General features: G+C 37.5%; 24 protein-coding genes and 3 pseudogenes. 16 read left to right on the top strand and 11 right to left on the bottom strand.

Annotation, left to right across the window (positions count from 1 at the left end; genetic code table 11):
* Positions 1-144 precede the first annotated feature (144 nt).
* The gene (nhaC, locus tag BKP57_RS04165; protein WP_050350214.1) at positions 145-1,530 is read right to left on the bottom strand and encodes a Na+/H+ antiporter NhaC; all 1,386 of its coding nucleotides are present in this window, start codon (positions 1,528-1,530) and stop codon (positions 145-147) included.
* 676 nt (positions 1,531-2,206) lie between these two features.
* Between nhaC and BKP57_RS04160 the strand changes: the two genes are divergently transcribed.
* On the top strand, positions 2,207-2,890 hold the full coding sequence (locus tag BKP57_RS04160) for an AzlC family ABC transporter permease (RefSeq protein WP_050350443.1): 684 nt from the start codon (positions 2,207-2,209) through the stop codon (positions 2,888-2,890).
* The gene (locus tag BKP57_RS04155; RefSeq protein ID WP_050350215.1) at positions 2,887-3,177 is read left to right on the top strand and encodes an AzlD domain-containing protein; all 291 of its coding nucleotides are present in this window, start codon (positions 2,887-2,889) and stop codon (positions 3,175-3,177) included. Before BKP57_RS04160 ends, BKP57_RS04155 begins: the two co-directional genes overlap by 4 nt.
* Positions 3,178-3,538: 361 nt before the next feature.
* Here the strand turns inward: BKP57_RS04155 and BKP57_RS04150 are convergent, their stop codons facing one another.
* Entirely contained in the window at positions 3,539-4,417 is an 879-nt protein-coding gene (locus BKP57_RS04150) for a cation diffusion facilitator family transporter (protein WP_050350216.1), read from the bottom strand.
* A 359-nt stretch (positions 4,418-4,776) separates the two neighbouring features.
* On the opposite strand from BKP57_RS04150, the gene BKP57_RS04145 reads away from it, so the two are divergent.
* Together BKP57_RS04145 and BKP57_RS04140 are read left to right on the top strand one after the other, a co-directional pair.
* Positions 4,777-5,010 carry an IDEAL domain-containing protein gene (locus BKP57_RS04145; protein ID WP_050350217.1) on the top strand — a complete coding sequence of 78 codons (234 nt, stop codon included), beginning with the start codon at positions 4,777-4,779 and terminating at the stop codon, positions 5,008-5,010.
* Positions 5,011-5,185: 175 nt separating this feature from the next.
* Positions 5,186-6,484, top strand: a complete 1,299-nt coding sequence (locus BKP57_RS04140) for an MFS transporter (protein ID WP_072741024.1) — start codon at positions 5,186-5,188, stop codon at positions 6,482-6,484.
* A gap of 30 nt (positions 6,485-6,514) precedes the next feature.
* Here the strand turns inward: BKP57_RS04140 and BKP57_RS04135 are convergent, their stop codons facing one another.
* Positions 6,515-7,426 (bottom strand): zinc dependent phospholipase C family protein, encoded by a 912-nt coding sequence (locus tag BKP57_RS04135; RefSeq protein ID WP_072741023.1) that lies wholly within the window; start codon positions 7,424-7,426, stop codon positions 6,515-6,517.
* A gap of 820 nt (positions 7,427-8,246) precedes the next feature.
* Between BKP57_RS04135 and fumC the strand changes: the two genes are divergently transcribed.
* Both fumC and BKP57_RS04125 read left to right on the top strand, forming a co-directional pair.
* Positions 8,247-9,632 (top strand): class II fumarate hydratase, encoded by a 1,386-nt coding sequence (gene fumC, locus BKP57_RS04130; protein WP_072741022.1) that lies wholly within the window; start codon positions 8,247-8,249, stop codon positions 9,630-9,632.
* A gap of 429 nt (positions 9,633-10,061) precedes the next feature.
* The gene (locus tag BKP57_RS04125) at positions 10,062-10,259 is read left to right on the top strand and encodes an alpha/beta-type small acid-soluble spore protein (protein ID WP_050350220.1); all 198 of its coding nucleotides are present in this window, start codon (positions 10,062-10,064) and stop codon (positions 10,257-10,259) included.
* A gap of 92 nt (positions 10,260-10,351) precedes the next feature.
* On the opposite strand, the gene BKP57_RS04120 is transcribed toward BKP57_RS04125, so the two are convergent.
* Positions 10,352-11,449 carry an ABC transporter ATP-binding protein gene (locus BKP57_RS04120; RefSeq protein WP_050350221.1) on the bottom strand — a complete coding sequence of 366 codons (1,098 nt, stop codon included), beginning with the start codon at positions 11,447-11,449 and terminating at the stop codon, positions 10,352-10,354.
* A 95-nt stretch (positions 11,450-11,544) separates the two neighbouring features.
* On the bottom strand, positions 11,545-12,441 hold the full coding sequence (locus BKP57_RS04115) for a PucR family transcriptional regulator (RefSeq protein ID WP_050350222.1): 897 nt from the start codon (positions 12,439-12,441) through the stop codon (positions 11,545-11,547).
* Positions 12,442-12,600: 159 nt separating this feature from the next.
* Here BKP57_RS04115 and BKP57_RS04110 point away from each other — a divergent pair, with 159 nt between their 5' ends.
* On the top strand, positions 12,601-12,954 hold the full coding sequence (locus tag BKP57_RS04110) for a YlbF/YmcA family competence regulator (RefSeq protein WP_050350223.1): 354 nt from the start codon (positions 12,601-12,603) through the stop codon (positions 12,952-12,954).
* Positions 12,955-13,091: 137 nt separating this feature from the next.
* Positions 13,092-13,865: an enoyl-CoA hydratase-related protein gene (locus BKP57_RS04105; RefSeq protein WP_050350224.1), complete on the top strand. Its 774-nt coding sequence runs from the start codon at positions 13,092-13,094 to the stop codon at positions 13,863-13,865.
* A 100-nt stretch (positions 13,866-13,965) separates the two neighbouring features.
* On the opposite strand, the gene BKP57_RS04100 is transcribed toward BKP57_RS04105, so the two are convergent.
* On the bottom strand, positions 13,966-14,151 hold the full coding sequence (locus BKP57_RS04100; RefSeq protein WP_050350225.1) for a YhzD family protein: 186 nt from the start codon (positions 14,149-14,151) through the stop codon (positions 13,966-13,968).
* 224 nt (positions 14,152-14,375) lie between these two features.
* Here BKP57_RS04100 and BKP57_RS23380 point away from each other — a divergent pair.
* From BKP57_RS23380 to BKP57_RS04080, 3 genes and pseudogenes are all read left to right on the top strand, one after another.
* Positions 14,376-14,700, top strand: a pseudogene (locus BKP57_RS23380) (IS110 family transposase); the annotation flags it as partial.
* A gap of 238 nt (positions 14,701-14,938) precedes the next feature.
* On the top strand, positions 14,939-15,184 hold the full coding sequence (locus BKP57_RS04085) for a hypothetical protein (protein WP_072741019.1): 246 nt from the start codon (positions 14,939-14,941) through the stop codon (positions 15,182-15,184).
* A 405-nt stretch (positions 15,185-15,589) separates the two neighbouring features.
* Positions 15,590-16,132 carry a winged helix-turn-helix domain-containing protein gene (locus BKP57_RS04080; protein ID WP_050350228.1) on the top strand — a complete coding sequence of 181 codons (543 nt, stop codon included), beginning with the start codon at positions 15,590-15,592 and terminating at the stop codon, positions 16,130-16,132.
* A gap of 45 nt (positions 16,133-16,177) precedes the next feature.
* On the opposite strand, the gene BKP57_RS04075 is transcribed toward BKP57_RS04080, so the two are convergent.
* The 5 genes and pseudogenes from BKP57_RS04075 to BKP57_RS23065 form a co-directional block, all read right to left on the bottom strand.
* Entirely contained in the window at positions 16,178-17,428 is a 1,251-nt protein-coding gene (locus tag BKP57_RS04075; RefSeq protein WP_072741018.1) for an MFS transporter, read from the bottom strand.
* A gap of 435 nt (positions 17,429-17,863) precedes the next feature.
* A complete protein-coding gene (locus BKP57_RS23080; protein WP_250637875.1) occupies positions 17,864-18,181 on the bottom strand; it encodes a UPF0236 family transposase-like protein in 318 nt (105 codons plus the stop codon).
* On the bottom strand, positions 18,157-18,333 hold the full coding sequence (locus tag BKP57_RS23075) for a UPF0236 family transposase-like protein (protein WP_250637874.1): 177 nt from the start codon (positions 18,331-18,333) through the stop codon (positions 18,157-18,159). The genes BKP57_RS23080 and BKP57_RS23075 overlap by 25 nt, the downstream gene beginning before the upstream one ends.
* A pseudogene (locus BKP57_RS23070) lies at positions 18,330-18,898 on the bottom strand (UPF0236 family transposase-like protein). The gene BKP57_RS23075 and the pseudogene BKP57_RS23070 overlap by 4 nt, the downstream one beginning before the upstream one ends.
* Entirely contained in the window at positions 18,879-19,082 is a 204-nt protein-coding gene (locus BKP57_RS23065; protein WP_250637880.1) for a UPF0236 family transposase-like protein, read from the bottom strand. The pseudogene BKP57_RS23070 and the gene BKP57_RS23065 overlap by 20 nt, the downstream one beginning before the upstream one ends.
* 313 nt (positions 19,083-19,395) lie before the next feature.
* On the opposite strand from BKP57_RS23065, the pseudogene BKP57_RS04065 reads away from it, so the two are divergent.
* The 5 genes and pseudogenes from BKP57_RS04065 to BKP57_RS04045 form a co-directional block, all read left to right on the top strand.
* A pseudogene (locus tag BKP57_RS04065) lies at positions 19,396-19,602 on the top strand (IS5/IS1182 family transposase); the annotation flags it as partial.
* Positions 19,603-19,798: 196 nt separating this feature from the next.
* On the top strand, positions 19,799-20,695 hold the full coding sequence (locus BKP57_RS04060) for an ABC transporter ATP-binding protein (protein ID WP_072741017.1): 897 nt from the start codon (positions 19,799-19,801) through the stop codon (positions 20,693-20,695).
* Positions 20,688-21,938, top strand: a complete 1,251-nt coding sequence (locus BKP57_RS04055) for an ABC transporter permease (RefSeq protein ID WP_072741016.1) — start codon at positions 20,688-20,690, stop codon at positions 21,936-21,938. Before BKP57_RS04060 ends, BKP57_RS04055 begins: the two co-directional genes overlap by 8 nt.
* Before the next feature lie 544 nt (positions 21,939-22,482).
* Positions 22,483-23,706 (top strand): metallophosphoesterase family protein, encoded by a 1,224-nt coding sequence (locus BKP57_RS04050; RefSeq protein ID WP_072741015.1) that lies wholly within the window; start codon positions 22,483-22,485, stop codon positions 23,704-23,706.
* Between the two features lie 9 nt (positions 23,707-23,715).
* Entirely contained in the window at positions 23,716-26,670 is a 2,955-nt protein-coding gene (locus BKP57_RS04045) for an ATP-binding protein (RefSeq protein WP_072741014.1), read from the top strand.
* Positions 26,671-26,720: the final 50 nt, after the last annotated feature.

Below are 26,720 nucleotides of genomic sequence, written 5' to 3'. Positions count from 1 at the left end.
GACTCATGGGAGATGACAGCACCTAAATGCCCTATTTCGTAAGCAATCTTGACGTCATACCATTATGATACTAAACAAGTCGTGGGGATGAATGAAAACCCCCACGGCTTGAAGATTCACTTTATCTATGCTTATTAGATCCTGTTAATTTGTCTTTTTACCTGCAGACTCATACGATTTTCCGCTGAAGATCATGGTAATAATTGGACTTAATAAGCAGAAAAAGGCGAATGGTAAGTAAGTAAGAACAGGAACACCAAGTACATCGGCAATGAATACTCCACAAACACTCCATGGCACCAGGGGATTAATAACCGTCCCGGCATCTTCTAATGTGCGCGATAACACTTTTTTCGGTAGTTTGGCTTTTGTATAGATGCTTTTAAATGTTTCTCCTGTTAACATGATCGAAAGATATTGTTCTCCAATTAAAATATTTACTCCAATCGCAGTTGCGGCTGTTGACACAACGATAGAACGAATTCGTGTTAATTTTTCCTGCAACGAAGAAAGCAATGCTGGAATAATCCCGGTTACAAACAGTAACCCACCAAAACCTAAAGCTAATATAACAAGGGAGATAGTAAATAACATGCTGTTAATTCCACCCTTTGTAAGCAGCTCGTTAACTGGTTCAAAATCTGTCGTAGCTGTATAACCGTTAAACCAAATGCTCCAAATGTCACCCCACGCAAGACCACTTGTAAAAGCGGCAAAACCTGTTGCCACAAGGCTGCTCAATGAAATGGAAATAAAAGCTGGAACCCGAAAATACGTACAAACAATTAATAACAGAAGCGGTACCCAAGAAGTCCAATGGATTAAATTGGTTGCGTCTAATGCCACTTGGTACGCTTTTCCGCTCCCAATTGCTGATGAAGAAGCTTCTGGTGATAGCCAGGCAAATAAAACAAATGAAATAAGAAACGCAGGGATGGTTGTTAAGCTTATATGTTTAATGTGATCAAACAGATCTACACCAACTACGGTAGAAGCAAGATTGGTTGTATCGGAAAGAGGCGACATTTTATCCCCAAAAAACGCTCCAGAAACGATTGCTCCTGCTGTAATCGCCATCGAGGCTTCAAGTGCATCCCCCATTCCAATAAAGGCAACACCAATTGTAGCTGTTGTTGTTAATGAACTTCCCATGGAAACACCAATTATTGCTGTAATAGAGAACACAACCGCATAAAACCAAGTAGTACCAATAAAAGAAAATCCAAGATCAATCAGTGCGGGGATGGTACCACTAATCATCCAACTGCTGATTAAAATTCCAATGAGAAAAAATAGAAATACGGCTCCCATACCTGTTCTAGCACCTTCAACTAATCCAGATTGTAAATCAGTAAAAGGAATCTTTTGAAACAGCCCATATGCCATTAATAGAAAAATAGCTAAAATAATGGGGATATGTGGGTTTGTTCCCAATTGTATGATAAAGTAGCTAATTAAACTGATAGTGATAATAAAAAAGGTAATTGCTCCTAGCAAAGTAGGTTGATGTTTCGGTTGGATTGGAAACATGTTCATCGTCCTTTCTGTCATTCGTTGAAGAGTTTTTTTCTGCTGAATGCAGGATAAGCTTATTCATAACCTGCTATTGATTAATTTAAATTCATAGTTGCTAAAAGCGTATAAACTTAGGAAGCACCACGGAGAACTTGGAGTTCCTTGCAACATAACCTCTTCCATACAAAAAAGCTTCATCCCTATGAAGGGACGAAGCTTTACTCCGCGTTACCACCCAACTTGCTGGCAAAACCAGCCGCTCATTCATTTCAACCTATTACAAGCGAATGTGTAATTCAATCATTTCTCTGCCAGAGTTTCCACTTACCACTCTGTCTCTTACGCTGCTTGAGAAAATGTCTACTATGCATTCAAGGTTGTTTTATAACGATATATTAGTCATACATGCTATGGTAATTTCTTGCCTCGGTCATTCTCGTGAAGGCTTATTGCTTGGCTTTTTAATGAAACGTGCACGTTTTCTTTTTTAAACCAGTTTTCAACAAGATGACTATTTTTAAAGATTATTATTGAATATAACTGTGAATGGCTATTTTGTCAATACAAAATGTACTGGGAATAAATCTTTTTTATTTTTAAAATATAAGGTATAATAACTAGAATTACCATTTGGGGAGGAAATGTATTGGAACCAAACAACGCGGATGTACAAGCAACTTCTCCAGTAGCTATGATGCAAAAAGGGTTTGCAAAAGGCTTCCCAATCATGGTCGGGTATATTCCGATAGCGATTACTTACGGTGTATTAGCGAAACAAGCAGGAATGTCGCTAACAGAATTAACGTTAATGAGTATGCTTGTATTTGCTGGGGCAAGCCAATTTATGGGAGCAAATATGATTGCTGTAGGCGCTGGTGCTATTGAAATTATCGTTGCTACTTTTGTACTTAATTTCCGACATTTTGTAATGAGCTTATCTTTTATGAATCGCTTACGAGGTTCAGCGTTAAAATGGAAACTACCGATGTCCATGGGACTAACGGATGAAACGTTCGCCGTGACTGCAATTCATCCGAAAGAAGCGAACATGAAGAATGGGATGTTTTTTTATGCTGGCATTATGGTAACTGCTTATTTTTCATGGGTAGCTGGCTCTTTTCTTGGAGGGGTAGTAGGAGAAATTATTCCAGAAAGATTAAGCCAAAGCATGGGAATCGCCCTCTATGCTATGTTTATTGGTCTTTTAGTTCCCTCTGTTAAGAAAAATAAAAAGATTGCTCTCATTGCTGTGTTAGCAATGCTCATTAATGCTTTATGTGTGCAGCTTGGAATGAGTACGGGGTGGGCAATTGTGTTAGGAACCATTATAGGCGGTTCGGCTGGAATATTTCTTCTGAAGGAGGAACAAGCATGATTTGGATCATTATTATTGGTATGGCGATAGTGACAATGATACCAAGAATAATACCTGCTTTTATAGTAGAGAAACTGCAGTTCCGTGATTGGGTCAATCGGTGGTTGAGTGCCATTCCATATGCTGCATTAGGGGCGCTGATTTTTCCGGGGATTATGTCCGTAAAAGCAGATCAACCGCATCTCGGCATGTTTGGTGGCATTGTTGCTATCGTGTTGGCATACTTGGGTGTTCATATTATTTTAGTCGTTATCGCAGCCATTGCAACAGTATATTTGCTGACGTAGTCAAAATCATGCTGGAAATAACTGATTGATTAACTTTAAAGACGAAAGATATATTCATTTAACTTCAAGAATATATGTATGAAGACACTGGTGAGACCTCACAAGTGCGTGAGGAGGTTCACCAGGCCGCAAGTGGAATTGAAGTATATTTAGCAAATTTAGCTATATGCACATCCGAAATTTTAGAGAGTTCGGATTTTAATTTGATAAAAAGGCTGTTATCTAGCCTCGCGTTGCTCTCATGAAAACAACAGTAAGGTCTGCCCGTCTATCGCTTTAAAAGTGATCCTGTTACATAGAATGCCTAAAGCCTCGCCTTCTTTGAATACTTATTTTTAGCTAGTGATGCGGATAAAGTCAGTTAATTATCTAAGGTTTGGTAAGGTTCAATATGGATTTGCGCATGTGTAATATGGTACTTCTTATATAGTTGTTTTTCAATTCTTTCTGTAATAGCATGGCTTTCTTCAACGTTAAGGCGAGGGTCAACCAAAATTGTAATGTCGATAAATGCCTGATTTCCGTGAACTCTACCCTTTATGTCATACAATTTTTTCACACCTGGAACCTTTTCTACACTGGATCGTATTTTCTCTATTTGTTTTTCATCAAAGCCATCTGTTAACGTATGTGTAGCATCTTTAAAAATCTCCCAGGCAGTTTTACAAATAATGAATCCGACGACTAATCCTGCAATTGGATCAAGCCAAAATAAGCCAAACTGAGCACCAACGATACCAATAAACGCTCCAATACTTACTAATGCGTCTGAACGGTTATCCTGAGCGGCCGCATGTAAAGCTGAACTGGCAACGGCTTTAGATAGACGTAAATTATAAACGTAGACGAGCAGCATAATGAAAGCAGCAGCTAGTGCTGTCCACGCTGTTAGCATATCTGGCTGGACAAAATTTTGATTCCACACGGATTTGAACGTATCAATAATTACTTGAATCCCGACTAGCATCATGATAAAAGCAGCGAATAAAGAAGCGATTGTTTCTGCTCGAAAGTGGCCATAGTGATGATCTTCATCTGGTGGTTTGCGCGATATTTTTAATCCAATTAAAACAGCAACTGAAGCTATAACATCCGTTGCATTGTTTAATCCGTCCGCACGTAAAGCGTCGGAATTTCCGATTGTCGCAACTATTATTTTACTGACGGCTAATATGATATATGCGAAGATGCTAATCCAGGCACCTTTCTCTCCTTTTTTTAAGTTATCCGAATGGTTCATATGTCGGACCTCCTGTTTAATCACTCAGCTGAGCAGCTTTATATGGGTTTTAGTTTCAGCATGAAGCATGCGATCGATACATACGTTAACAGAAATAAACGGCGACTATCCTTGAAATTCGCTGGCTCCCATACAATATACCACATATTATCAAGCTCTTAAGCTGTACCTTAAGATTCTACCAAAGTCATCTATGGTGGGTCTAGAGAAACATTGAGGGATGAAACTATATGTATTGAGTGAATAGAAGGAAGTTTCATAAGGGAAAAAGAGGAAATTTTAATTTTTCATCATTTACCTATTGAAATTTTTCTAAAAATTTAGGATAATAATGAAAAGGAACAAGGAGGAAGTGTTCCATGAAAAAGCAGAAGATTGTATTTCAATTTTATCGTTACAATGGAAAAAGGATAAAAGCGAAGCGGGAAATTACGTTTGAATTACGATTGTCTAGTCGTCTGCTTTTGGATGAAATATGCTTTAATTATAATAAAGCGCTTCTTGAGGAACAGATTAATCGTTCCATTGATGAAGGAAATAAGGATGATTTTTTAAAATGGAGCGAAGCGTATAAAACCTTCATTTGGGAATAGCGAGTCATTTATTGCTGCCTTGCCAGTTTGGTAGGGCGGCTTTTTTGGTCAGCAATCATGGTTCCGTTTACATATTATGCAAATTACTAAAAGTTATTTTTTGTTAAATTTTCGTAAAAAATATACGTTGTCTAAATTATTTTGTTATTCTAAATGAAAAGGAGGCTAAAACAAAATGAAGAAAAAAACCACGCTTAGCTGGGTGCTTTATGATTTTGGTAATTCTGCGTTTGCCACTACTGTTATGGCAGCGATTTTGCCTGTTTTTTATTATGATGTAGCCGCTGTCGGTGCAAACCAAGAGCTTGCAGCAAGTTTTTGGGGGTATTCACAATCCTTTGCGGTACTAATTGTTGCAATCCTTGCACCAATTTTAGGAGCGATCAGCGATTATTCAGCTGCTAAAAAGAAATTTTTGCGGTTTTTTGCTTACATGGGAATGATCGCTAGTATTTTACTTGCTTTCGTTGGAGAAGGGGATTACATATTTGCTTCTTTGCTATTAATCGTTGGGACGGTTGGATTTTCAGGTGGTAACGTATTCTATGATGCATTTTTACCAGAGATTGCAAAAGAAAAGGAAATAGATAAAGTCTCTGCTGCGGGATTTGCCTGGGGGTATATTGGCGGAGGGATATTATTAGCGATAAATATTTTAATGATTTTAAAGCATGATTGGTTTGGTATTCCTAACGCAACAGCAGCCAGTCAGATTGCTTTTGTAACCGTGGGCGTTTGGTGGTTTATCTTTTCACTTCCGCTTTTCCGTAATATTCAAGAAGAGAAAAAACATACAGAGAAACGAGATAGATCTTATGTCGCTATTGGTTTTTCCCGTGTTTCTTCTACATTTAAAGATTTAAAGCATTATAAGCAATTATTAATTTTTTTATTAGCTTTTTGGTTGTACAATGATGGTATTTCAACGATTATCAAAATGGCAACGATCTATGGTCGAGATATTGGTATTGATGGAAATAGCTTAATAATCGCCTTATTGATTACGCAGTTTGTTGGTATACCTTGTACTTTTTTCTTTGGTTGGCTAGCAAAGAAAATAACAGCCAAAAAAGCTTTAGTACTTTCTTTATATGTATATACTGGGATTGTTCTCCTCGGTTATTTCATGTCATCTGCCTTGCATTTTTATTTGTTAGCTATTTGTGTAGGGATAGTTCAAGGAGGAGCGCAGTCTTTGAGTCGCTCTATTTATGGACGAATGGTTCCAGAACATAAACACGCTGAATTTTTCGGGTTTTACGGCATCTCTTCTAAATTTGCCGCCATCTTCGGTCCATTTTTATTTGGATTAGTGGGGCAACTTACTGGTTCTAGTCGGAATGGAATCATTTCTTTATTAGTATTTTTTATCGGTGGTATTATTTTATTGAAATTTGTTAATGTTGAAAAAGGTATGGCAGATGCCAAAAAACAAACTCCTGCTTCCGTAGAAGTTGGAGTTACCTTAAAATAGCTATGGTCAGAGGAAAACCTCTGATCATGGCTATACAATTGGATCAGCATACTGATTACGTAAATTCAATGCAAGGCTTTTCCCGGTATCATAGGAAATATTACCAATTTGATCTGCTAACTTATGATATAATGCTTCATCTTGTTGCTTCCAATAGGCATTAACGGTGGACAAAATTTGGAATCCCTCTGTTTTTGCCTGTTGATAAAGTTCAAGAAAGCTATTGTTGCTTGGTTCTTTCGTAGCAGGATGATACCATGTGGTTTTTTGTTCGTTTAAATAATCTTTATTGTCTTGCACTGGTCGGTGAGAATAGGAGGAAATGAGTGAATGAAAAATGCGATTTTTCCAACCAATTGGATCTGACAATAACATTAAAGCTAATTTCATATCCCGGTAAGATTTTTGAATATGCGTTTGGGTTGCGTCTAGCTCTGGATAGTGTTTAACAATGGTTTGATAAAGCAATTGAACTATTTTTTTGTCCAGTTTTCTTCCAACATCTATTTCTTTATAAACAGGAGTTTTCCACGTTTTTAAGTTGTTAAATTTATGCAACATTAATGTATCGATGATAATCTCTAGTTTTTGATGCTTACTTCCTTCATAACCTGCCCGGAAATGAATATAAGGATGTGTGTTCCGATCCAAAATATGATGAGTAATGAAGCCAAATACATAAGCTTTTACTTGATTCTCCATCGTTTTAGCAGTACGAATTAAATCCAGTAAAAACGGACCACATTTTTGTTCATGTAATACAGTGCCAATTTCTTGCGCGTGCCCTTCCTTCATCCATGGCCAAAAACGGTGATAAAAGAATGGGTCTGGACCTTGGGCACCTAGCTTCATCATCGATTCATGACTTGAAAATTGGTGAGTTTGTGTTATAGCATCCGACATTTCTTCACAAAATATAATATGAGTCCATATATTAGGCATATTGAAATCCCCCCTTTTTTGTTCATTACTTTTAACTTACAATGCCTCGCTCTTATCCCCCATTATTTATCCCGCATATAAAGTGCCGTATGCCCTCCCGCAATCCATACTACAACAAGTCTAAGTGAGAGATAACAGCACCTAAATGTCCGATTCGTTCATCTAACAATCAGTGGGGATGAAAGAAAATCCCTACTAATTGAAGATTCACTTTATCCCACATGCAACAAGCAGTAAGCATTATAAATATAAGCCTTGCTTTCAATTTCTAACTATTTCAGTAGGAAACTTGATTGCATCTTTACATATTATAAAAGAATTTCTTACAAGAAGGGAATAAAAAACACGTACAATTTTGTGTCTATCCAGAACAAAAGCGAAAAGCATCCCGGTTAGTGTGCGTTAAATGCAACGATCTATAGTAAGAAGTCGAGACCACAGACAAGCGCTAGACGCCATAGCTAAATCTCATATAAAAATGGCATAACCAATATAAGCTCAAGAGACGGCAAACCATGTTTATTTTTTACAACTTATAGAAGTTTCTTTTTATCTCGTATATAAGGTGCTGTACGACTTCTACTTGAGGAGCTGGTTAATTTGTACTGCAACAAGTCTAAGCTGGAAATAACAGTACCTAAATGTCCTATCTCGTATAAGACCTTTAGGTCATCCCTTGGGCTACTAACAATCAATAGGGGATGAATGAAAACTCCCACTGATTGAAGATTCACTTTATGTGGATGAGCTTTCTGATTATTTTTGCTGTAATTTCTGATACAATAGATATCGAGTAATCGACATAGGGAGGATAAGTACAATGGATTATCGTGTAGAAAAAGATACGCTTGGGGAAATTCATGTACCAAAAGAGAAATATTGGGGAGCGCAAACACAAAGAAGTAAACAAAATTTTCCGATTGGTAAAGAGACAATGCCGTTAGAAATTATTAAAGCGTTTGCGATTTTGAAAAAAAGTGCTGCTCATGCTAATAAGGAACTAGGTTTAATGGAGGCGCAAAAAGCAGCAGCGATTGAGGTTGCAGCGAATCAAATTGTTAATGGTGAATTGACAGAACACTTTCCGTTAGTCGTTTGGCAGACAGGAAGTGGTACACAATCGAATATGAACGTAAATGAAGTTATTGCACATGTAGGAAATAAATGGTTAAAAGAACAGGGAAGTGATTTGACTTTACATCCGAATGATGATGTGAATAAGTCCCAGAGTTCGAACGATACGTATCCAACAGCGATGCATATTGCATTTGTTCTTAAGCTGGAGGATAAAGTATTACCAGCTTTACGTACATTAAAAGATACATTAAAGGTAAAAATGGACAAGTTCCAGGATATAGTAAAAATTGGTCGTACCCATTTACAAGATGCGACTCCACTCACTTTAGGGCAAGAAATTAGTGGCTGGCATCGCATGCTTGAAAAATCAGAAATGATGATTGAGCAAAGCACAGGCTATTTAAAAGAATTGGCAATTGGTGGAACTGCAGTAGGAACAGGGCTAAATGCCCATCCGGAATTCTCGGAACGTGTATGTAAAGAGATCAATCAAGCAACAGGTAAAAACTTTATCTCTGCACCAAATAAATTTCACGCTTTAACGAGTCATGATGAATCTGTTTATGCTCACGGTGCTTTGAAAGCGTTAGCTGGAGATTTAATGAAAATAGCAAATGATGTGCGCTGGCTTGCGAGTGGTCCAAGATGTGGTATCGGTGAAATAACGATACCAGCAAATGAGCCAGGAAGTTCTATTATGCCTGGAAAAGTAAATCCAACACAAAGTGAAGCAGTCACGATGGTTGCGACCCAAGTAATGGGAAATGATGCAGCTATTGGTTTTGCTGCAAGTCAGGGGAATTTTGAATTGAACGTATTCAAACCCGTAATCGCTTATAACTTCTTACAATCTTGTGAGCTCCTTGCTGACAGCATGCTATCTTTTGATGAGCGTTGCGCCCAAGGAATTGAACCAAATTTAGAAAATATTGACAAGAACCTAAAAGATTCTTTAATGCTTGTAACTGCATTAAATCCACATATCGGTTATGAGAATGCAGCTAAAATAGCTAAGACTGCTTTTGAAGATAATGCTACGTTGAAAGATACAGCAGTGAAATTAGGTTTGCTTACAGAAGAACAGTTTGATCAGTATGTTAACCCGAAAGAAATGACATATCCGAAATAAAGGAAATACAAATAAACAAGCCGCATTGCAGGAACAAAGTGCAATTGCGGTTTGTTTTTTTATCCTGTATATAAGTTGCTGTAAGACTCCTACTTCAGGAGTAGGATAATCTGTACTGCTCTAAGTGGGAGATGAATGAATACACCACTGATTGAATATCACTTTATCATGTGTTATGAGCGCAACTTTGTTATTTATCAACAACTGGAAGCAAGATCTGCTCTTCCATAATAAAAAGAGGACCATAGGAAAAAGTTCTGTTGAAGTGCCTTTAAGTCATCATTCTCTTGTATTTTTAGCGAACAGTCGTGGTGCAGAAAAATTCCTGATCAAACTTTTATTTTATAAAAAAACACTATTATTTACCACTTTAAACTGCTTATAAGTTTTGAAATTCTGCTTACACTATGGTTACAGGAGGTGATAAACATGGCTAGAAACAATTCAAATCAGCTAGTCGTTCCTGGCGTACAGCAAGCTCTTGATCAAATGAAATATGAAATTGCTCAAGAATTTGGTGTTAACTTAGGTCCAGAGACTACTTCTCGTGCAAATGGATCAGTTGGTGGAGAAATTACGAAGCGACTTGTACAAACAGCACAACAGCAATTAGGACCAAAAGCTTAATAATACTATGGTAAAAAGGGAAAAGCCTCTAGTAAGGAGCTTTTCCCTATTTTAAATAAAAGGCGTATTTTTTAAATCATAAAGCTACTTTATTAACGAATACGCAATTCTGTTTCTATATCAAAAAAGTGTGCTTTATTCATATCAAAAGCTAAATCAATCGTAGAGCCAATATGAATATCGGTTCGTGAGTCGATACGAGCAATGAAATCCTGCTCCCCTATTTTGGAATAAAGGAATGTTTCTGCTCCCATTAAATCAGCTACGTCTATCGTAGCGGTAATTTTTGTATTTGGAGAAGCTTCAATAAATACCGGTTCATCATGAATGTCTTCTGGGCGAATGCCTAACGTAACCTCTTTATTAATATAGCCTTGTTCACGCAGCGTTTTTAGTTTCCCTTCAGGTATCTCGATCTTTGCATCCCCAATTTGTAAATGAGTTTCTAATAATTTTCCTGTGAAAAAGTTCATAGAAGGTGAACCGATAAAGCCACCGACAAATACATTATCTGGGTTGTCATAGACTTCTTTTGGAGCACCGATTTGCTGAATAATTCCATCTTTCATAACAACAAGACGCGTTGCCATAGTCATTGCTTCTGTTTGGTCGTGTGTTACATAAATGGTTGTTGTTTGCAAACGACGATGCAATTTTTGAATTTCAGCACGCATTTGTACACGTAGTTTTGCATCAAGGTTAGACAAAGGCTCGTCCATTAAAAATACCTTCGCGTCTCGAACGATAGCTCTTCCTAACGCTACCCTCTGACGTTGTCCACCTGATAAGGCTTTAGGTTTACGATCTAAATAAGCTTCAAGTCCCAATATTTTGGCGGCGTTCTTCACACGTTTATCAATTTCATCTTTTTTAAATTTTCTTAGCTTTAGACCAAATGCCATATTGTCGTATACGTTCATATGGGGGTATAGTGCGTAATTTTGAAATACCATAGCAATATCACGGTCTTTGGGAGCTACATCATTCATTTTTTTATCATCAATATACAGTTCACCATTAGAGATTTCTTCTAATCCGGCGATCATACGAAGTGTCGTTGATTTACCACATCCAGATGGACCTACAAAGACGATGAATTCTTTATCTTTAATATGAAGATTAAAATCATCTACTGCAATATTTTTTTTATCATACGTTTTTTGAATATGTTCTAAGCGTAACTCAGCCATTTATTATTCCTCCAATTTGTAAGCGTTTGATTACTTAATTCAAGTATAATGAAAAGCGCCAAAATGGAAAATAGCAAACATGCACAAAGATGTGGTTAGTCTTTGTGCATGTTTGCCAGAAGTGCAAAGTAAACGGTAACTGCCTGGTGAAATTGACGAATATCAATCCCTGTATTTTCAATGAATTTATCTAAACGGTATTGCAAGCTATTTCGGTGCATATATAATTTTTTTGCTGTTACAGAAATATTTAAGTTACATTGTAGAAAAGTATGTATCGTTTGTAAAAACTCATTATCATTGGAAAATTCTTGTAACACTACTTGGGATAGGTGGTTTTGAAACGATTCATCCACTTGCTCCAACAAAATATAAGGTAAGGCTTCATAGTAGTTTAAAACGGCTTTATCGGAGTAGGTAAACGTTGTTTTGGCATATGTTAGGATACATTTATATTGATCACTAGCACATTGATAGCTGTTTAAATAAGGACCTACTAAAAAATGAATGTTAACAGACAAATCATTCATGATGACGTCAATAATTTGGTCATACGGAATACTCTCTTCCAGTATAGGTGGTTTTTCTTCAATAATAATCCCCTCATGCCTATTTTCCCATAGAATCGGGATCTGATAAGAAAATAACGCTTGAATCGATTCTTTAAATAATAAAGGATCAATTTGTTCCTTATTCATAGCAAAATAGACAAACCGGTATGGCGTTTGTGGTACAGCATGGATATTCTCAGTCGTTTGCTTCAGCAATTGTTGCCATCGTATTTCTTTTTCAGTTGGAATAGGAAAATCAGCTTGATACGGTGTGAGAAATGTTTCAAGCAGTTGCAAATCCTTATCCGTTAAATTTTGTAATGGTATCCCTATTTTTTCCCTGTTTTCTAATAAAAACCATTTATATTCCAATGAAGAAGGGGAGGAGTTCTCTGGTTCGATAATAAGTTCAGGAAAAATTTTTTTCAGTTGCTGGATCATGTTGAAAACCCCTTTTTATGAAGCAGTTTTCTTTATTATAGCAGGAAAAGCAAGTTTGAAAAATAGAATATCGTATCGTCTGTCTAATATAGAAACGGTATACATGATAGGTTTCGTTTGTTATAGTAAATGAGAAAGTGATTCGAAGGAGGAACGATTGTGCCGAATATTTATGATAGTGCGTATGATTTAGAAAAGGCAATTCGCGAAAGCGATGAATTTAAGAGTTTAAAACAAGTTTATGATGCGGTGATGAACGACCCATCTGCGAAACAGATGTTTGATAGCTTTCGAGAAACACAAATGACGTTACAAGAAAAGCAAATGCAAGGTCAGGAAATAACCGAAGAAGAAGTGGAAAAGGCGAGACAAGTCGTTGAGGTAGTTCAGCAGCATGAAGCAATTTCTAATTTAATGGAAGAAGAACAACGCCTTAACTTGGTGATTAATGATATCAGTCGAATTATTACGAAACCTTTAGAGGAACTTTATGGAACAGAAGGAAATGAATAGCATTGGATAAAAAAGCTGCGGTTAATTTCTGCAGCTTTTTTTCATCAAAGAAGGATTTTAACTGGAATGTGCCGAATAAAAGTATAGTAAAGAGCTACTTATGGATAACATAGGAGGAAAATAAAGGGGGAGAGGAAATGGGGTCACTGGTTATTAGTGAAAGCAAAGATGGAATTTCGTATATACATTTGAATCGTCCAGAACGCTACAATGCATTGAACTTGGAAATGCTGGAAGAATTAAATCGTACACTTGAAGAAGTAGAAAAGAATGAAGATAAGGTCGTCATTCTTTCAGGCGAAGGAAATGCATTCTGTTCCGGTGGGGATATTTCCATGATGGATCGACTAACAGTTTATGATGAATTTGCAGCAGTGATGGATACAATCGGAAAGATTACCTTAAAATTATATTTGATGCCCAAGATTGTTATTAGCGCTATTCAAGGATCAGCGGTAGGTCTTGGGTTAAGTTATGCGTTAACAGCTGATTTTGTTGTAGCACAGCAGGAAGCAAAGTTTGGTATGTTGTTTATTGGTATTGGCTTGGTACCGGATGGAGGCGGGCACTTTCTGATAAAAGAACGAATCGGCACCCAACAAGCGAAACAGTTTATTTGGAGTTTACAACAAATCGATGCTATCCGTGCTAAGAAAATGGGGCTAATTGATGAACTTACTTCAGACCGTGTCATCCCATATACGATTCAATTAGCCAATAAGCTAAACCAAGCACCAATCTTATCCATGTTGGAAACCAAAATGTTGTATCATACACGACAAAAAGAAAGTCTCATGGATTATTTGGAAGCGGAAAAAGAGGCACAATGGAAGTTACGAAATACGCTAGATCATAAAGAGGGAGTACATGCCTTTTTAGAAAAACGAAAGCCAGCATTTCAAGGGAAATAACGAAATAAAGAGCCGACTTTTCTAGATGAAAAGTCGGTTTTTAGCCTGTTAGAAGTATCATACTGATTTACCTTATGGAAAATGCAGGATAAATGGCCTCTTATCGATGGAACAGAATAAGTTTAGCATCGGGTGTTACACAGCGATGGGTGTAATCCAAATAGCCTGCTTGGTCTAATTTGGAAGTCCCCATTTCTTTTGCTTCGTCATCGTTTGCAGCCGTAAACGTTTCATCCAGCAATTTTTCTCCGGACGAATCAAATACCGTTAAAGTATAATCTCTCACTGAAATTCCTCCCTCTGTGGTTGGTTATGAAATATTGTGTGTTAAAAGAAGACCAACGTAGCTAAGTTCACAGGCACTCCCTAAGTTTGTATATCGAATATTTGGAACTGCCTCTTACTTATATGTTTATTCGACAAGCAACTACAAACTCCTTCTATTTGAGTATAAAACGTGGACAGCAATTATTGTTTCGCTTATTGGTTAATGGAAAAGCAACTCAAGTACTCGTAGTAAATCCAGCACATGTTAAAAAGTCAAAAGAGTTGGATGACAATTCCCCAACCAAAAATGATGTAAAAGATGCCAGAGTCATTTCACGCTTAATTCAAGACGGGCGCTATCTAAACCTCATCTACCAGATGGGGTCTATGCAGAGCTCCGCAAAAGCATGATATGTATGACCAATTAAGAAAAGACCTGCAGGCAGTACAAGGACGCGTCCATCAATGGATAGACAGGTGTTTTCCAGAATACATGACTGTTTTTGCGAACTGGGAAGGACAATCTTCTTTACAAGTTTTAAAAATGGGTTTATTTTCCGATGAAATCTGGAATGGCATAGCCATACAGATAAAGGGAGAAGCAGTTAATGAAAAAATTATATGTTACTAATCAGATGCCAAAGGGGGTTACTATTTTATTAGTAGATTTGGAAGAAAGCTATTTTAAAGAAGTAGAAGTGCAGGTAATTATTAAAAATTGATTTTCTACAAGACTAGATATGATGAAACAAACGCTCATTGAATTGAAGGAATACGGGCATAAGGTTATGACTGTAAAAACGTAAATGACATTTATGAAGGATTTGAAGATATTCCTGATGAATACTTACCTCAATGGGAGTCAGAAGGTAAATCTAAGTACAGATAACTACATTGGAGTTGCACACATGCTTAATCCAGTGATTACAAAACGGATAGAGAAAGAATCGATTGTGATAGTTTGTGGCCTCTGGAAAGAGCTTTGCGTGTATATTGTTGCGCGAAAGCTCCAAGAAAAATTTGATGGAAATGTTCTTTTATTTAAGGCTTAGATATTACATTGGAGAATTGAATGATGTGGCTTGATGACGACAACATCACTTTAGAAAGTATTTGTGTAAGAGAGGGTATAGAATTAGAAGTAATTGTGAAGTAAACCTCTTCTTATGGAAGAGTTTTTTTATTGGTCGAAGGATAAAATAAGTTTATAGTTATGTGTGATCACTAACGTAACAAATAGCGTGATTATGAAAAACCAAATTAATCAATTTTATTGGGAAATGTCAAACGTTGATATTTGAGTTATAATGGTACACAGAAAACATTAACTCTGATTGAATTTTCATTAATTTGTTGATAGTTTAGGGATACCCCTGAACCATTAAATAAAATTATGTCTAAAACAATAAAGGATTCTTTACCACATTTAATTAAAATATAGAAAGAGGGAATATTGGATGACTACTGATAAAGAAACGAAAATTGCAAAATCATTGTTCAATTATCAAAGAACTCGAATCTTACAAGTAATCAAAGATAAAGAGAAGACCGTAAAAGAAATAGCTACATTATTAAATGAAAAGCCTTCAAGACTTTATTATCATGTAAACCAGTTAGAAGAACTGGGGCTTATAAAAGTTGTCGATGAAAAGAAAGTGAATAATTTAACTCAAAAATATTATTTAGCTGAGGCGGCTGCAAGCATGTTAGGTGAGTATACCTTTTCACATGAAAACGCCAATCAAAACTCGGAATACATACTGTTTCAATTAAAAGCCTTTTCTGATGTGGCAATTTCTCGAATCGAATCTGATCTTTTAGATAAAACTGATGAAACAGTTTCTTCTGAAGCGAGCATAGTTAGTGTTCAATTAACGAGAGAGGAATGGAGCGAGGTAAATGAAAAAATTAGGGATATTGTATCAAGAAAGAAAAAACATTCTGAAAAAGATGAAATATACAATGTAAACTATATAATTATGAGTTATCTTGATCAGTAAAGTTACAACATCCCTCGTTCTATTCTAATGGCAGGACAAGTTACGTCAACTTTGCTTTGCCATTAGAGTGCCATCCTCTCCAAAGTCGGCGGGACTCGGTAAGTTTCTCAACTTTGGAATAATTATCCAGTATAGAGATACAAATAATATTCCTAAACTTCCAGACATAAACACAACAAAACTTCCTGTAAAAGTAGCAATAGAACCACCAATTAGTGAACCTAAAGGAGAAGCAATCATTGTTGCACCAGCAACGAAAGAAAAAACTCTTCCTAAAACCTCACTTGGTAAAATATTTTGCAACGAGGAGAGGAAAAGCACATTCGTCAAACCTATTGAAATGTAGCTTATTCCAAATAAAAGAATGGATAATATAGTTATATTTGTTACCCCGGAAAAAATCCAACTCAACCCTGAAATAAAAAATCCAATGATTGTTACTCTTCCTAATGGAATCTTATTAAAAACATTGGCTAAAAAGGAACCGGCTAAAAGACCACCCGACATAGCCCCTAAATACCAACCGTATATATGACTACCACCTCGATTTGCAGCATAATCAGGTAAAATTGCGGAGACCCCACCAATAACGAAATTCGCTATTATTGCTGCTAAAAGAAATTTTGGTATAAAAGATCTCCTTATGAACGAGTAGCCCTCTTTTAAATCTAATTTGTAGGAACTCCATTCTTCTTTCAAAGAAAATTTACTTTCGGCTTCCACATTAACATTTTTTGTTCCAGGGAATTTGAGATAGTAAAATAAAGTCATAGCTATAAGAAATGCTATAGTATCCAACATGTAAACAGCCACAGCACCCATTATTGCGATTATAACACCTGAAACTCCCATTAAAATTAAATCTAATAATTGATAGGTGGAGGTCATAAAGGAATTTGCCTTTGTTAAAGAGTCTTTATCAACAATCTTTGGTAAAATTGAAAAATGAGTAGGGTAAACAAATTGCTGTATTATAGATGCTAAAGGACAAATTGTTAATACAATCCACGCATATAGAACATCAAAATAATAAGCGAGTGGAATGACTGCTAATAAAACAGCCTGAAGCATTTGAGAATAAATTAAGATTGATCTGTGTTCTATTCGGTCAATTATAGGACCAATAAAAAATTGTAGGGCAATAGGTGCTGCAGTCAGAAATCCCGCCAAGCCCGTGAAAAAATTATTCTTTGTCAGTTCATAAACCAACCACATTGAGGCTACCGCATATAAACTATCCCCTATATTGGTGACAATCCTTCCCGATATCAATAAAATAAAATTTCGAGTTTTCATAACTTAGCACCAGCTCCATTTAAATATTTTTAACGTTAAAATTATTTAATAACAAATTGGAATTAAAGTCAATAAATGATTTTAAAAAATTATTTGCTAATTTGCTAATTATATTGGCATTTAATTTATTTTAATGTATAAATTATTTAAGTGGTAAAAAATTGTTAATGAATATGAGGTGAATAACGAATTGTTTACAGGTTCGGATACTTCCCTCCTCACGCGTTTTGCTGCACGTGGATCTTCAGTACTACCATCTGTTCCGCCACCCTGACACCTGCCAATACCTTTTCCTATTTACAGTTATAGGGATGGTTGTGTCAAGTACTTGTGGGAGATTTTTAAAGTCCCTTATTTTACATGGTTTTAGCTTCAAATTTTTGGCAGCGATTTCAGTTTTCCCTTTCTTCATCCTTTAAACCTTTTTTACTTTTTTTAAATTCCTCGCAACCCTTTTAAAGCAGCCGTAACTGGTTTTCCAAGAGCCCCTTTTAAATAATCCAAGTTGTTCCGGGTTGCTTCTGCAGCGCTATCCTTCAACTTCTCTACAAAGTGTTTAGGTGATTTCTCTTTCTTGCTTTTTTCTGTTATTTCCATTGTCTGTTTAAGCATACCCTGTAGTGTCTTAATCTCAAGATTATCTTTTAGGGCAACCATAATGTCGATAAATTTATCAAGTCCTTTTTCACACCAGCTGCGCCCATTTTTAAGGCGTCTGGCGAACACGCTCATCGTTCCTTCTGCACTTCCCATGGGGCGCGAAAGCCTGTGGTGTCTATACCTTTGTCTCTCAGCTTCTCACGGTAATCTCCAAGTGCTTCCGGATATTGAGAAAGCTGGGCTATTAACTCTTCCAACCGTTCTTCCCTCTTTTCATTTTCAAGCGTACCAACTGCACTATTCAACTCACCACCATAAAGCCTTCCCAGTCATAGTTTGCCAGTTTTTTTCGAATGGCTCGATACCTTGGATGTTTCCTAAATAACCGTTGTACATCACGGGCAACATGAAAGCGGTCAATGACAAAGGTGGCATTGCTTCGGAAATAGTCGCGGCAGGATGTGATCCATTTTGCCCCGTCCCCGTTAATAACGAGATGATGTTTGGTCGGATCATACTCGTATGTAGCCATTAAATATTGCTCAAACTCTTCCCAGAACGGCAGCTTTCCTTCATGAATAAAATGTCTTTTTTCTATCAGTTTTGCCCGCTTGCCATTCATCTCCCAGCCCTGATGTACACTGGCAATTTTAATTTCCCTGCCTTTTTTATTTTTCTCTTGACTTTTCGTATAAAGCCCGTCCACTTCCACGAACACGACATCCTGCTCAAGCGGGACACCGTATTCAACAACTGCTGGCGTATGCCTTCATGACTGATCACAGGGTAGCCTAAAAGCTTTTCCATTGCTCGACTGGCCTGACGGTAAGAAACACCTGTAACAGCCAATTCAATCGCCAAATCCTGCACCACCGGACTTCATCCCCTTGGTGCCGTCAAAAGCTAAATATTGATCCAATAAAAATACATAGTTTCCCGTTTCTCTATCTTGATAATAATTCCTTTTCAACTCGACCTGCCCGAAGACAGATTCAAATTTTAACGTTCTCTTATCCTTTAAATAAAACCTTTTCTTTTCCCTCGTTGTTGCAATGGTTTCATCTAATTCCTAAAGCGTTTGTGACATCACCTGGGAAAAACTTTCCTGTAATGCACGGTATGTAATTTGTTCTAACTCTTTCATTGTGATTGTAGATATGGTATCTTTCAATGGAGGACCTCTTTCTATAGTTGATGTTGTCGTAGACTTAACTATACAAAAGAAGGTCCTTTTTTTCATCTAAAACGACAGTAGAACTACCGCGCTTCGCTTGCTGGCCCCGTCATAGGTGTTGAAGTCGGAAGACTTCAACACCTATGACGGGGTGTATGTTCTCCCATAAACATTTTACTCTAACTTATACGATATGGAACCTACCCAAAAATATGAAGCAATTATTGCTGCCATAAATTTAGATAAAATTTACCATGCAGTAACTAAGAAGTCACGACTTGGCGCACCGGAAGAACTGAACTATGCAGCCATGATTATTTCCTTTGCGGTAAGATATGTGGAACGGATCCCGACAATAAAGGATCTTATTAAACGTCTCAATGAGGATATTGCCTTTAAATGGAGAAGTAGACAAATGTTTAAAACTCTTGCATTCCTCGTATATCTATGGTTGTAGCTCTATTGAAGCTTGCTTTTATGAAGCTAAAATGTTATCTCTTGTATAATTACAAACTTCTATTTGAGCACGAAGAAGAATAACCTGAAACTTTTGCCATTGTTTTTACGTATAGCTTATATCAAAGAGGGGGAAAAGTATGTTACAACTGACAGATGTTACGAAGCAATTTGGCGCACATAGTGCTGTCAAACAGCTATCTTTAGAAATCCCAGAAAAGGAAATGTTTGGTTTTCTGGGCGGGAATGGCGCTGGAAAGACGACGACGTTTCGGATGATTTTAGGATTATTAGATAAAACATCCGGTGATATTTCATGGCATGGTGAGCCGGTTAATTATGGAAAGAGTCACTTAATTGGTTATCTTCCTGAAGAAAGAGGGCTTTATCCGAAGTTAACAGTAAAGGATCAGCTTACCTATTTAGCAAGACTTAGAGGGATGGTAAAGAGTGAAGCTATCAGTGAGTTGAAAGCATGGCTTGATCGATTTCAAGTTCCGGAATATTTGAACAAGAAAGTAGAAGAATTATCCAAAGGCAATCAGCAAAAGATTCAATTTATTTCCGCGGTAATACATAAACCAAAACTATTAATCTTAGACGAACCATTTTCTGGGCTGGATCCTGTTAACGTGGAAATGTTGAAAGAAGCAGTCGTAGATTTAAAAGAAAAAGGAACATCGATCGTATTTTCTTCTCACCGAATGGAGCACGTCGAAGAGCTTTGTGAGCACTTATGCATATTACATAAAGGCAAGCAAGTTGTTCAAGGGTCTTTACGTGAGATAAAACGTTCATTCGGCAAGAAAAATTTAAGTGTTTATGCTGACTTTCCAGTTGATTTTCTTCGTGATTTTCCTGGTGTTACGAAATATAAAGCGGTGATGGAAGGCTGTCAGCTGCAAATTGAAAATGAGCTCGTTTCTCAGGAAATTTTTACAGCGCTGCAAGGAAAAGGCTTTGTACGGAAGTTTGACTTGGAAGAGCCGTCTCTTAATGATATTTTTATCGCGAAAGTAGGTGCTTCCTATGAATAAGTTTTGGATTATATTAGGTCATACGTACACGACAAGGATTAAATCAAAAACATTTATTATTACCACATTAATTACATTAATTCTGATATTTGCTTTAACCAATATTAAAACGATTATCGATGTTTTTTCTGATGGGGAAGCAGATCAAATTGCTGTTATTGACGAGACCAATGAATTATATAAACCTCTAACGGAAAACATGAAGCAAACAAGTGAAGAGATAGAGCTCACGCTTTATGACGGAACTGAAGAAGAAGCGAAACAAGCTGTAGAGGAAGAAGATTATACAGCACTTATTGTATTAACTATGAATGAAAATAAGCTGCCTCAAGCAACTTACTACGCCAATAGCATTTCTCAATCTAGTTTGCAAACGACATTGGAGCAACAGTTGCAACAATTAAAGGCCATGTACGCAACGGAGCAGGCAGGTGTTGATCCTGTTGCATTAGCGATGATTAATGAACCAGTGACGTTTGATACTGTCGCTTTGGATAAGTCAGCTAAAACCGAAGAAGAGCTCAACCAAGCTCGAGGAATTGTATATATCATGTTGTTTTTGTTATACATTACAGTCATTATGTATGGCAATATGATCGCCACAGATGTAGCGACGGAAAAATCATCGCGAGTGATGGAAATCCTTATTTCCAGTGCGCCGCCAGTGACGCATATGTTTGCTAAGATTTTCGGTGTAGCGCTAGTAGGATTAACGCAAATAGCACTGTTTTTAGGGTCTGGGTATGCCCTTATTTCTGCAAAGGATGAAGCAACACAAGAACTATTTGCTCAATTTGGGATTGGTTCTGCTTCCATGTCGATTTATATTTATGCCATTGTTTTCTTTATCTTAGGCTACCTGCTCTACGCAACCCTTGCAGCGATGTTAGGCTCATTGGTAAGTCGAATTGAAGATGCTCAGCAATTGACCATGCCGATGATATTTTTAATTATGATTGCATTTATTATTGCTATGAGTGGCCTTGCTACACCAGAGGCTGGATTTATTAAAGTAACGTCATTTATTCCATTCTTTACACCAATGATTATGTTCTTACGGGTTGGTATGCTGGATGTTCCTATTTGGGAGGTAGCATTATCCATCGGTCTGTTAATTGGTACTATCATTATTCTAGCTCTTCTTGGAGCAAAAGTGTATCGTGGCGGTGTCCTAATGTATGGACGTTCCAGCTCGCTAAAGGATTTCAAAAAAGCACTTGCGCTTTCGAAAAAGGAAAAATAAATAAATAGTAAAAGCTCTGTTTCTAGGCAGAGCTTTTTTCATTGTATAGGAAACTTGCTGGTGGATAACGAAATAACCGAATCGTCACGTCCGGCGCATGAGCCCAGCAACGATGCGACTTTAGAAATGCGCCCTACGATAAGTCATCATCGGTTCGTCGCTAAGGGGAAGGCCGACTAAAAACGGGCTTGCCGCTCAGGCGTGGCATACCCCTGTTTTTAGTGGCATGATTCCTAAATCTTTAGTTGATTCGTTCCATTCGCTACGTTGCTAAACGGGCGCCCCGCGCCTTTGTTCTTATCCCGCAGGTAAGTTGCTGCAAGATTCTACATAAAGAGTTGGGGATCATTTAAAATAGGGAGATCAAGTACCTAACTGTCCGATTCGTTTAACGAAACACTGATTAGGAACTGGGGGAAACTCCCTAATGAAAGATTTCACTTTAAAGTTAACATGTTTAATTAAGCTGTTTTGATAAAAGTAATGCGAACGTGCATTCTTAAAGTGAATTTGCTAAAATGAGAAGAGAATCGGAGGTGGGAATGTGACAAAGGAAATCACGTTTCTTCATGCTGCAGATCTGCATTTAGACAGTCCGTTTAAAGGATTAGCTTCTGCACCTGAGGATATATTTAAAGACATACGTAAGAGTACATTTACAGCTTTAGATAACTTAGTGAAGGCTGCGATTCAGCATCACGTAGATTTTGTCTTACTCGTAGGTGACCTGTTTGATAACGAACAGCAGAGCTTACAAGCGCAAATTCGTTTAAAGCGCGCTTTTGAAACGCTTCAGCAACATGGCATTACTGTGTTTTTATCTTATGGAAACCATGATCATTTAAATGGAAATGCACATTCTGTACCATATCCGGATAATGTTATTGAATTTAAAGAGGGAGCTGTCACTTCTTATACATATGTTAAACATGACGAACCGTTAGCTGTCATTTACGGTTTCAGTTATCAAGAACGAGCGGTGCAGAATAATAAAACGAGCGAGTACCAGATTACTGATTTGTCCGTCCCATTTCATATTGGGATGTTGCACGGAAGTGTACAAAGCAATACCGATCATGATACATATGCACCTTTTAAAATAAGCGATCTTACAGGCGTGGATATGGATTATTGGGCGCTTGGGCACATTCATCGGCAACAAGTGTTAAAACAAACGCCACCTATCATTTACCCAGGGAATACACAAGGACGCCATCGCAAGGAAACAGGAGAAAAAGGCTGTTATCATGTTCGCCTTACAAAGGAAAAGGCGGAACTAGAATTTTTCCCATTACATGCTATTCAAATCAGCCATTTTTCATTAGATCTTACTTCATGCCCATCCGTATTTGAAATGGAGAGGGAGATTTTAAACTCATTGGAACAGCATAAAGCTGCAACATCTCAATTAGTCGACTTAACTTTAGCAAGTAAGGGTGATCGTATCAAGGAATGGGATCGTTCCGGAGATGTAGAAGAAGTAATTGCACTAGTAAACGAAACACTCACGCAACCTAAAAACTGGGTGTACATCTTTCATCACCAGGTTCAAACCCAAATCGTAATCGACGAATCATTGTATCAAGGCCAGCATTTCATTGGAGAAATGCTTCGTGAAGCTGATAAGCTGACCGTTCAGCCGTTACTTACCGATCTCTATCAGCAAAAGCAAGCGCGAAAGTTTTTACAGCCGTTAACAATAGAGGAAGAGCACGAAATAACAGCAGCAGCTAAAGAGTTACTCGTTCACGAGCTGTTAAAGGAATGAGGGGAAAACGTGATTATTCAACGAGCCACCATTTTTGGTTTTGGGAAATGGGTGAATGAAACCTTTGATTTTTCCGAACAACAAGTAACTTATGTTTATGGGGAAAATGAATCAGGAAAATCCACGTTACACGCATTTCTCCTATTTATGTTATTTGGTTTTCCTCCTAAACAATGTGAGTTTTATCGTCCCAAGACAAGCGGGCAAATAGGAGGCAGATTGACCATTTCTCAAGGAGAAGAGACGTTCATGATTGAACGTTTGCACAACGTAAGAAATGGAGAAGCATTGATTTATACATCAGATGGGGAACAAAAAGGAGAAGCATGGCTTAAAGAACAATTAAAAGGAATGACATTAGCGACATATCAAGCGGTTTTCTCTTTTTCTGCCAAAGACCTGCTGAAAATTACAGAGATGCAAGCAGATGATTTAGGGGAGGTTATTCTTGGTGTTGGCTTAACAGGAGCGAAGAATCTCTATGCAGTAGAAAAACAATTGGAACAACAGCTCGGGGTGTTATTTAAACCATCTGGAAAAAAGCCGCTCATGAATCAACGGTTAACCAAGCTGCAAGATATCCAAGCTCAAGCAAATGATTGGAAACGCTTGGAAGCTACTTATCAAGAAAAGCAAGCGCAAGTCAAGGGGTTGGAGCAAGCAATAGAGCATCTTAAAAAGAACATTCAGGAACTACATGAACAACGGCTTTATGTAGATAAACAAAAACATGCTCTACCGATTATTCAAGCATACCATACAGTCGAAAAGCAGTTGGAGCAAATTCCTAAAGAGATTACCTTTCCAGAAGCAGGAGTCGAACGCTGGGAACGTCTCAAGGAAAAGCTGTTACCTTTAAAAAGTGAAATAGCAGTGTTACAAGCGAACCAAACCCGCTATCGAAGTGAAATCAAAGGATTAACGGAAGCATTATTACCCGTAGACCTTTACCATGAAGGAAAGCTCGTAATGGAGGAGAAGCCTCGATATGAACAACTCACAGAACAAGCAGAGGCTATCTCAAAATCGTTGCAAAAACAGGAGCAACAGTTTGTTCACAGCTGTAATGAATTACAACTACCAATAGACCGTAGCGAGATAGATCAATTGCAACTTTCCGTATTTACAGAAAAGAACTGGAAGAAAATAAAAGAGGATTTGGATCAATTAGATGTTAAACAATTGCAACTGCAACTGGATAAAAAGCAGCAAGCGAAGCAGCGAAGTAAATTAATGGAAGAGAAGCAGGCGATCCAAGAAAGAATAACTTCTGAGCAACAGTTGCACGATTGGAAACAACAGCTACAGCATTCGGCACAAATTTTTACCCCGTCATCCATTGAACAACAAAGTACCAACCAATCTAATTGGAAAAAGCAACAACAGCGGAAGCGAAAACAGACACGCTTGATTTTTTCAGTTCTGATAATAGCTGCTATGCTGTTGGCGGGTATTGGGATCGGGATGGACTATACAGCACTATTACTTTTAGCACCACTAGTGGCTATAGGTGCTGTATTTCAATGGAATTGGCAGGAGCAGTCGATAAAAGAAATGGACAGATTGTTTATGCAGCCAACGAATGGAAGCTATCTGTCGGACACAGAACGAAAGCGTGTGGAGCAGTTAGTGGAGCAGCAATTACAGTTGCGAACGCGGCTTGAAGCGATCGATGAACAATTAAAACGGATAGATGTTCAAGCGTTAAAATGGGAAGAACAACAGCTACAACTAACGGATCAAATGCGCCGCATGGATGAAAGAATACTTGCTGAGCAAGATGCCTATCCTTTTCTAACTCATCTTGCACCTACGTATTGGCCTGATGTATTCCATAGTTTGAAACAATTGCAATATATAAATGGGCGAATGAAGGAAGATGAGGAAACGTATGCAACATTGATGCAACAGCTAGCGATTATTCGTTCTAACATAAACACGTTTGCTCAACATGAAAAATGGGAATGGTCGGAACAGACAGTTCATTTACAGTTTAATTCCATTCAGAAGCTGTTGGAGAAACATGAAGCGGCCGCTAATCAATGTTCATACTATCAAACTCAATTAGCGGAGAGTGAGCTCGCCCTGCATCAAGTAAATCAACAAATGAAGCCTTTAACATTGGAAATGAATCAGTTACTTGAAACAGCTCATGTTGGAGACGAAGAAGCTTTTTACGAAAAAGAAAATCAAAAACAACTACAGCAATCATTATTAGAAAAGAAAGCAGCATTAGCTAGTCAGCTTGCTTCATTTTTTCCTAAATATATGTTGGATGCAATAATGGATAAAATTCCAAGATTACTAGACTTGGAACAGCAACAAGAAAAGATGAAGCAAACCACTACCCAGCTGGAAAAAGATTTGGAAAAGCATCAACAAATGTTAGCGACCGTCCATGCAGAAATAGTTGGAATGGAAAAAAGAGAAGATTACTCCACTTTAGTTCACCAAAAGGAAATGGAGCAGGAAGCGCTCCATCAACAGGCAAAACAATGGGCAACGCTTAAAACTGCAAAAGAGATGCTATTGCAGGCAAAGCGATCGTACCAGAACAAATATTTGCACAAGGTGATGGAACGAACAACATTATATTTTCGTGAATTAACAGCGGAAGCTTACCAATATGTTTACCCGCCAACTGCTGAGCAACCATTTACGGTAGAGACAAATGATGGTACACGATTTGATGTTAAAGAACTATCTCAAGGGACGATGGACCAATTGTACGTTGCTTTGCGTTTAGCGGTTAGTGTATGTATAAGTGAAGAACATGCCTTGCCATTTATGATGGATGATGCATTTGTTCATTTTGATTCCATTCGAACAAAACGCGTGACGTCATTGCTTGAAAGAATTGTGCAAAGGCAGCAAGTGATCGTATTCACTTGTAAACAAGATCTTGTTACATTGGCTGAAAAAAGAAGTTTTGTCCAAATGTTAAATTCTATTCGCATTCATTGACAATAAATGATAAACTATTTGCAGATTATGATTATAATGCATGTGGAGGG

The sequence above is a fragment of the Virgibacillus sp. 6R genome, from assembly GCF_001895305.1.
GTDB classification, from domain to species: Bacteria; Bacillota; Bacilli; order Bacillales; family Amphibacillaceae; genus Virgibacillus; species Virgibacillus pantothenticus.
This window is presented reverse-complemented; position numbering and strand designations above follow the sequence as displayed.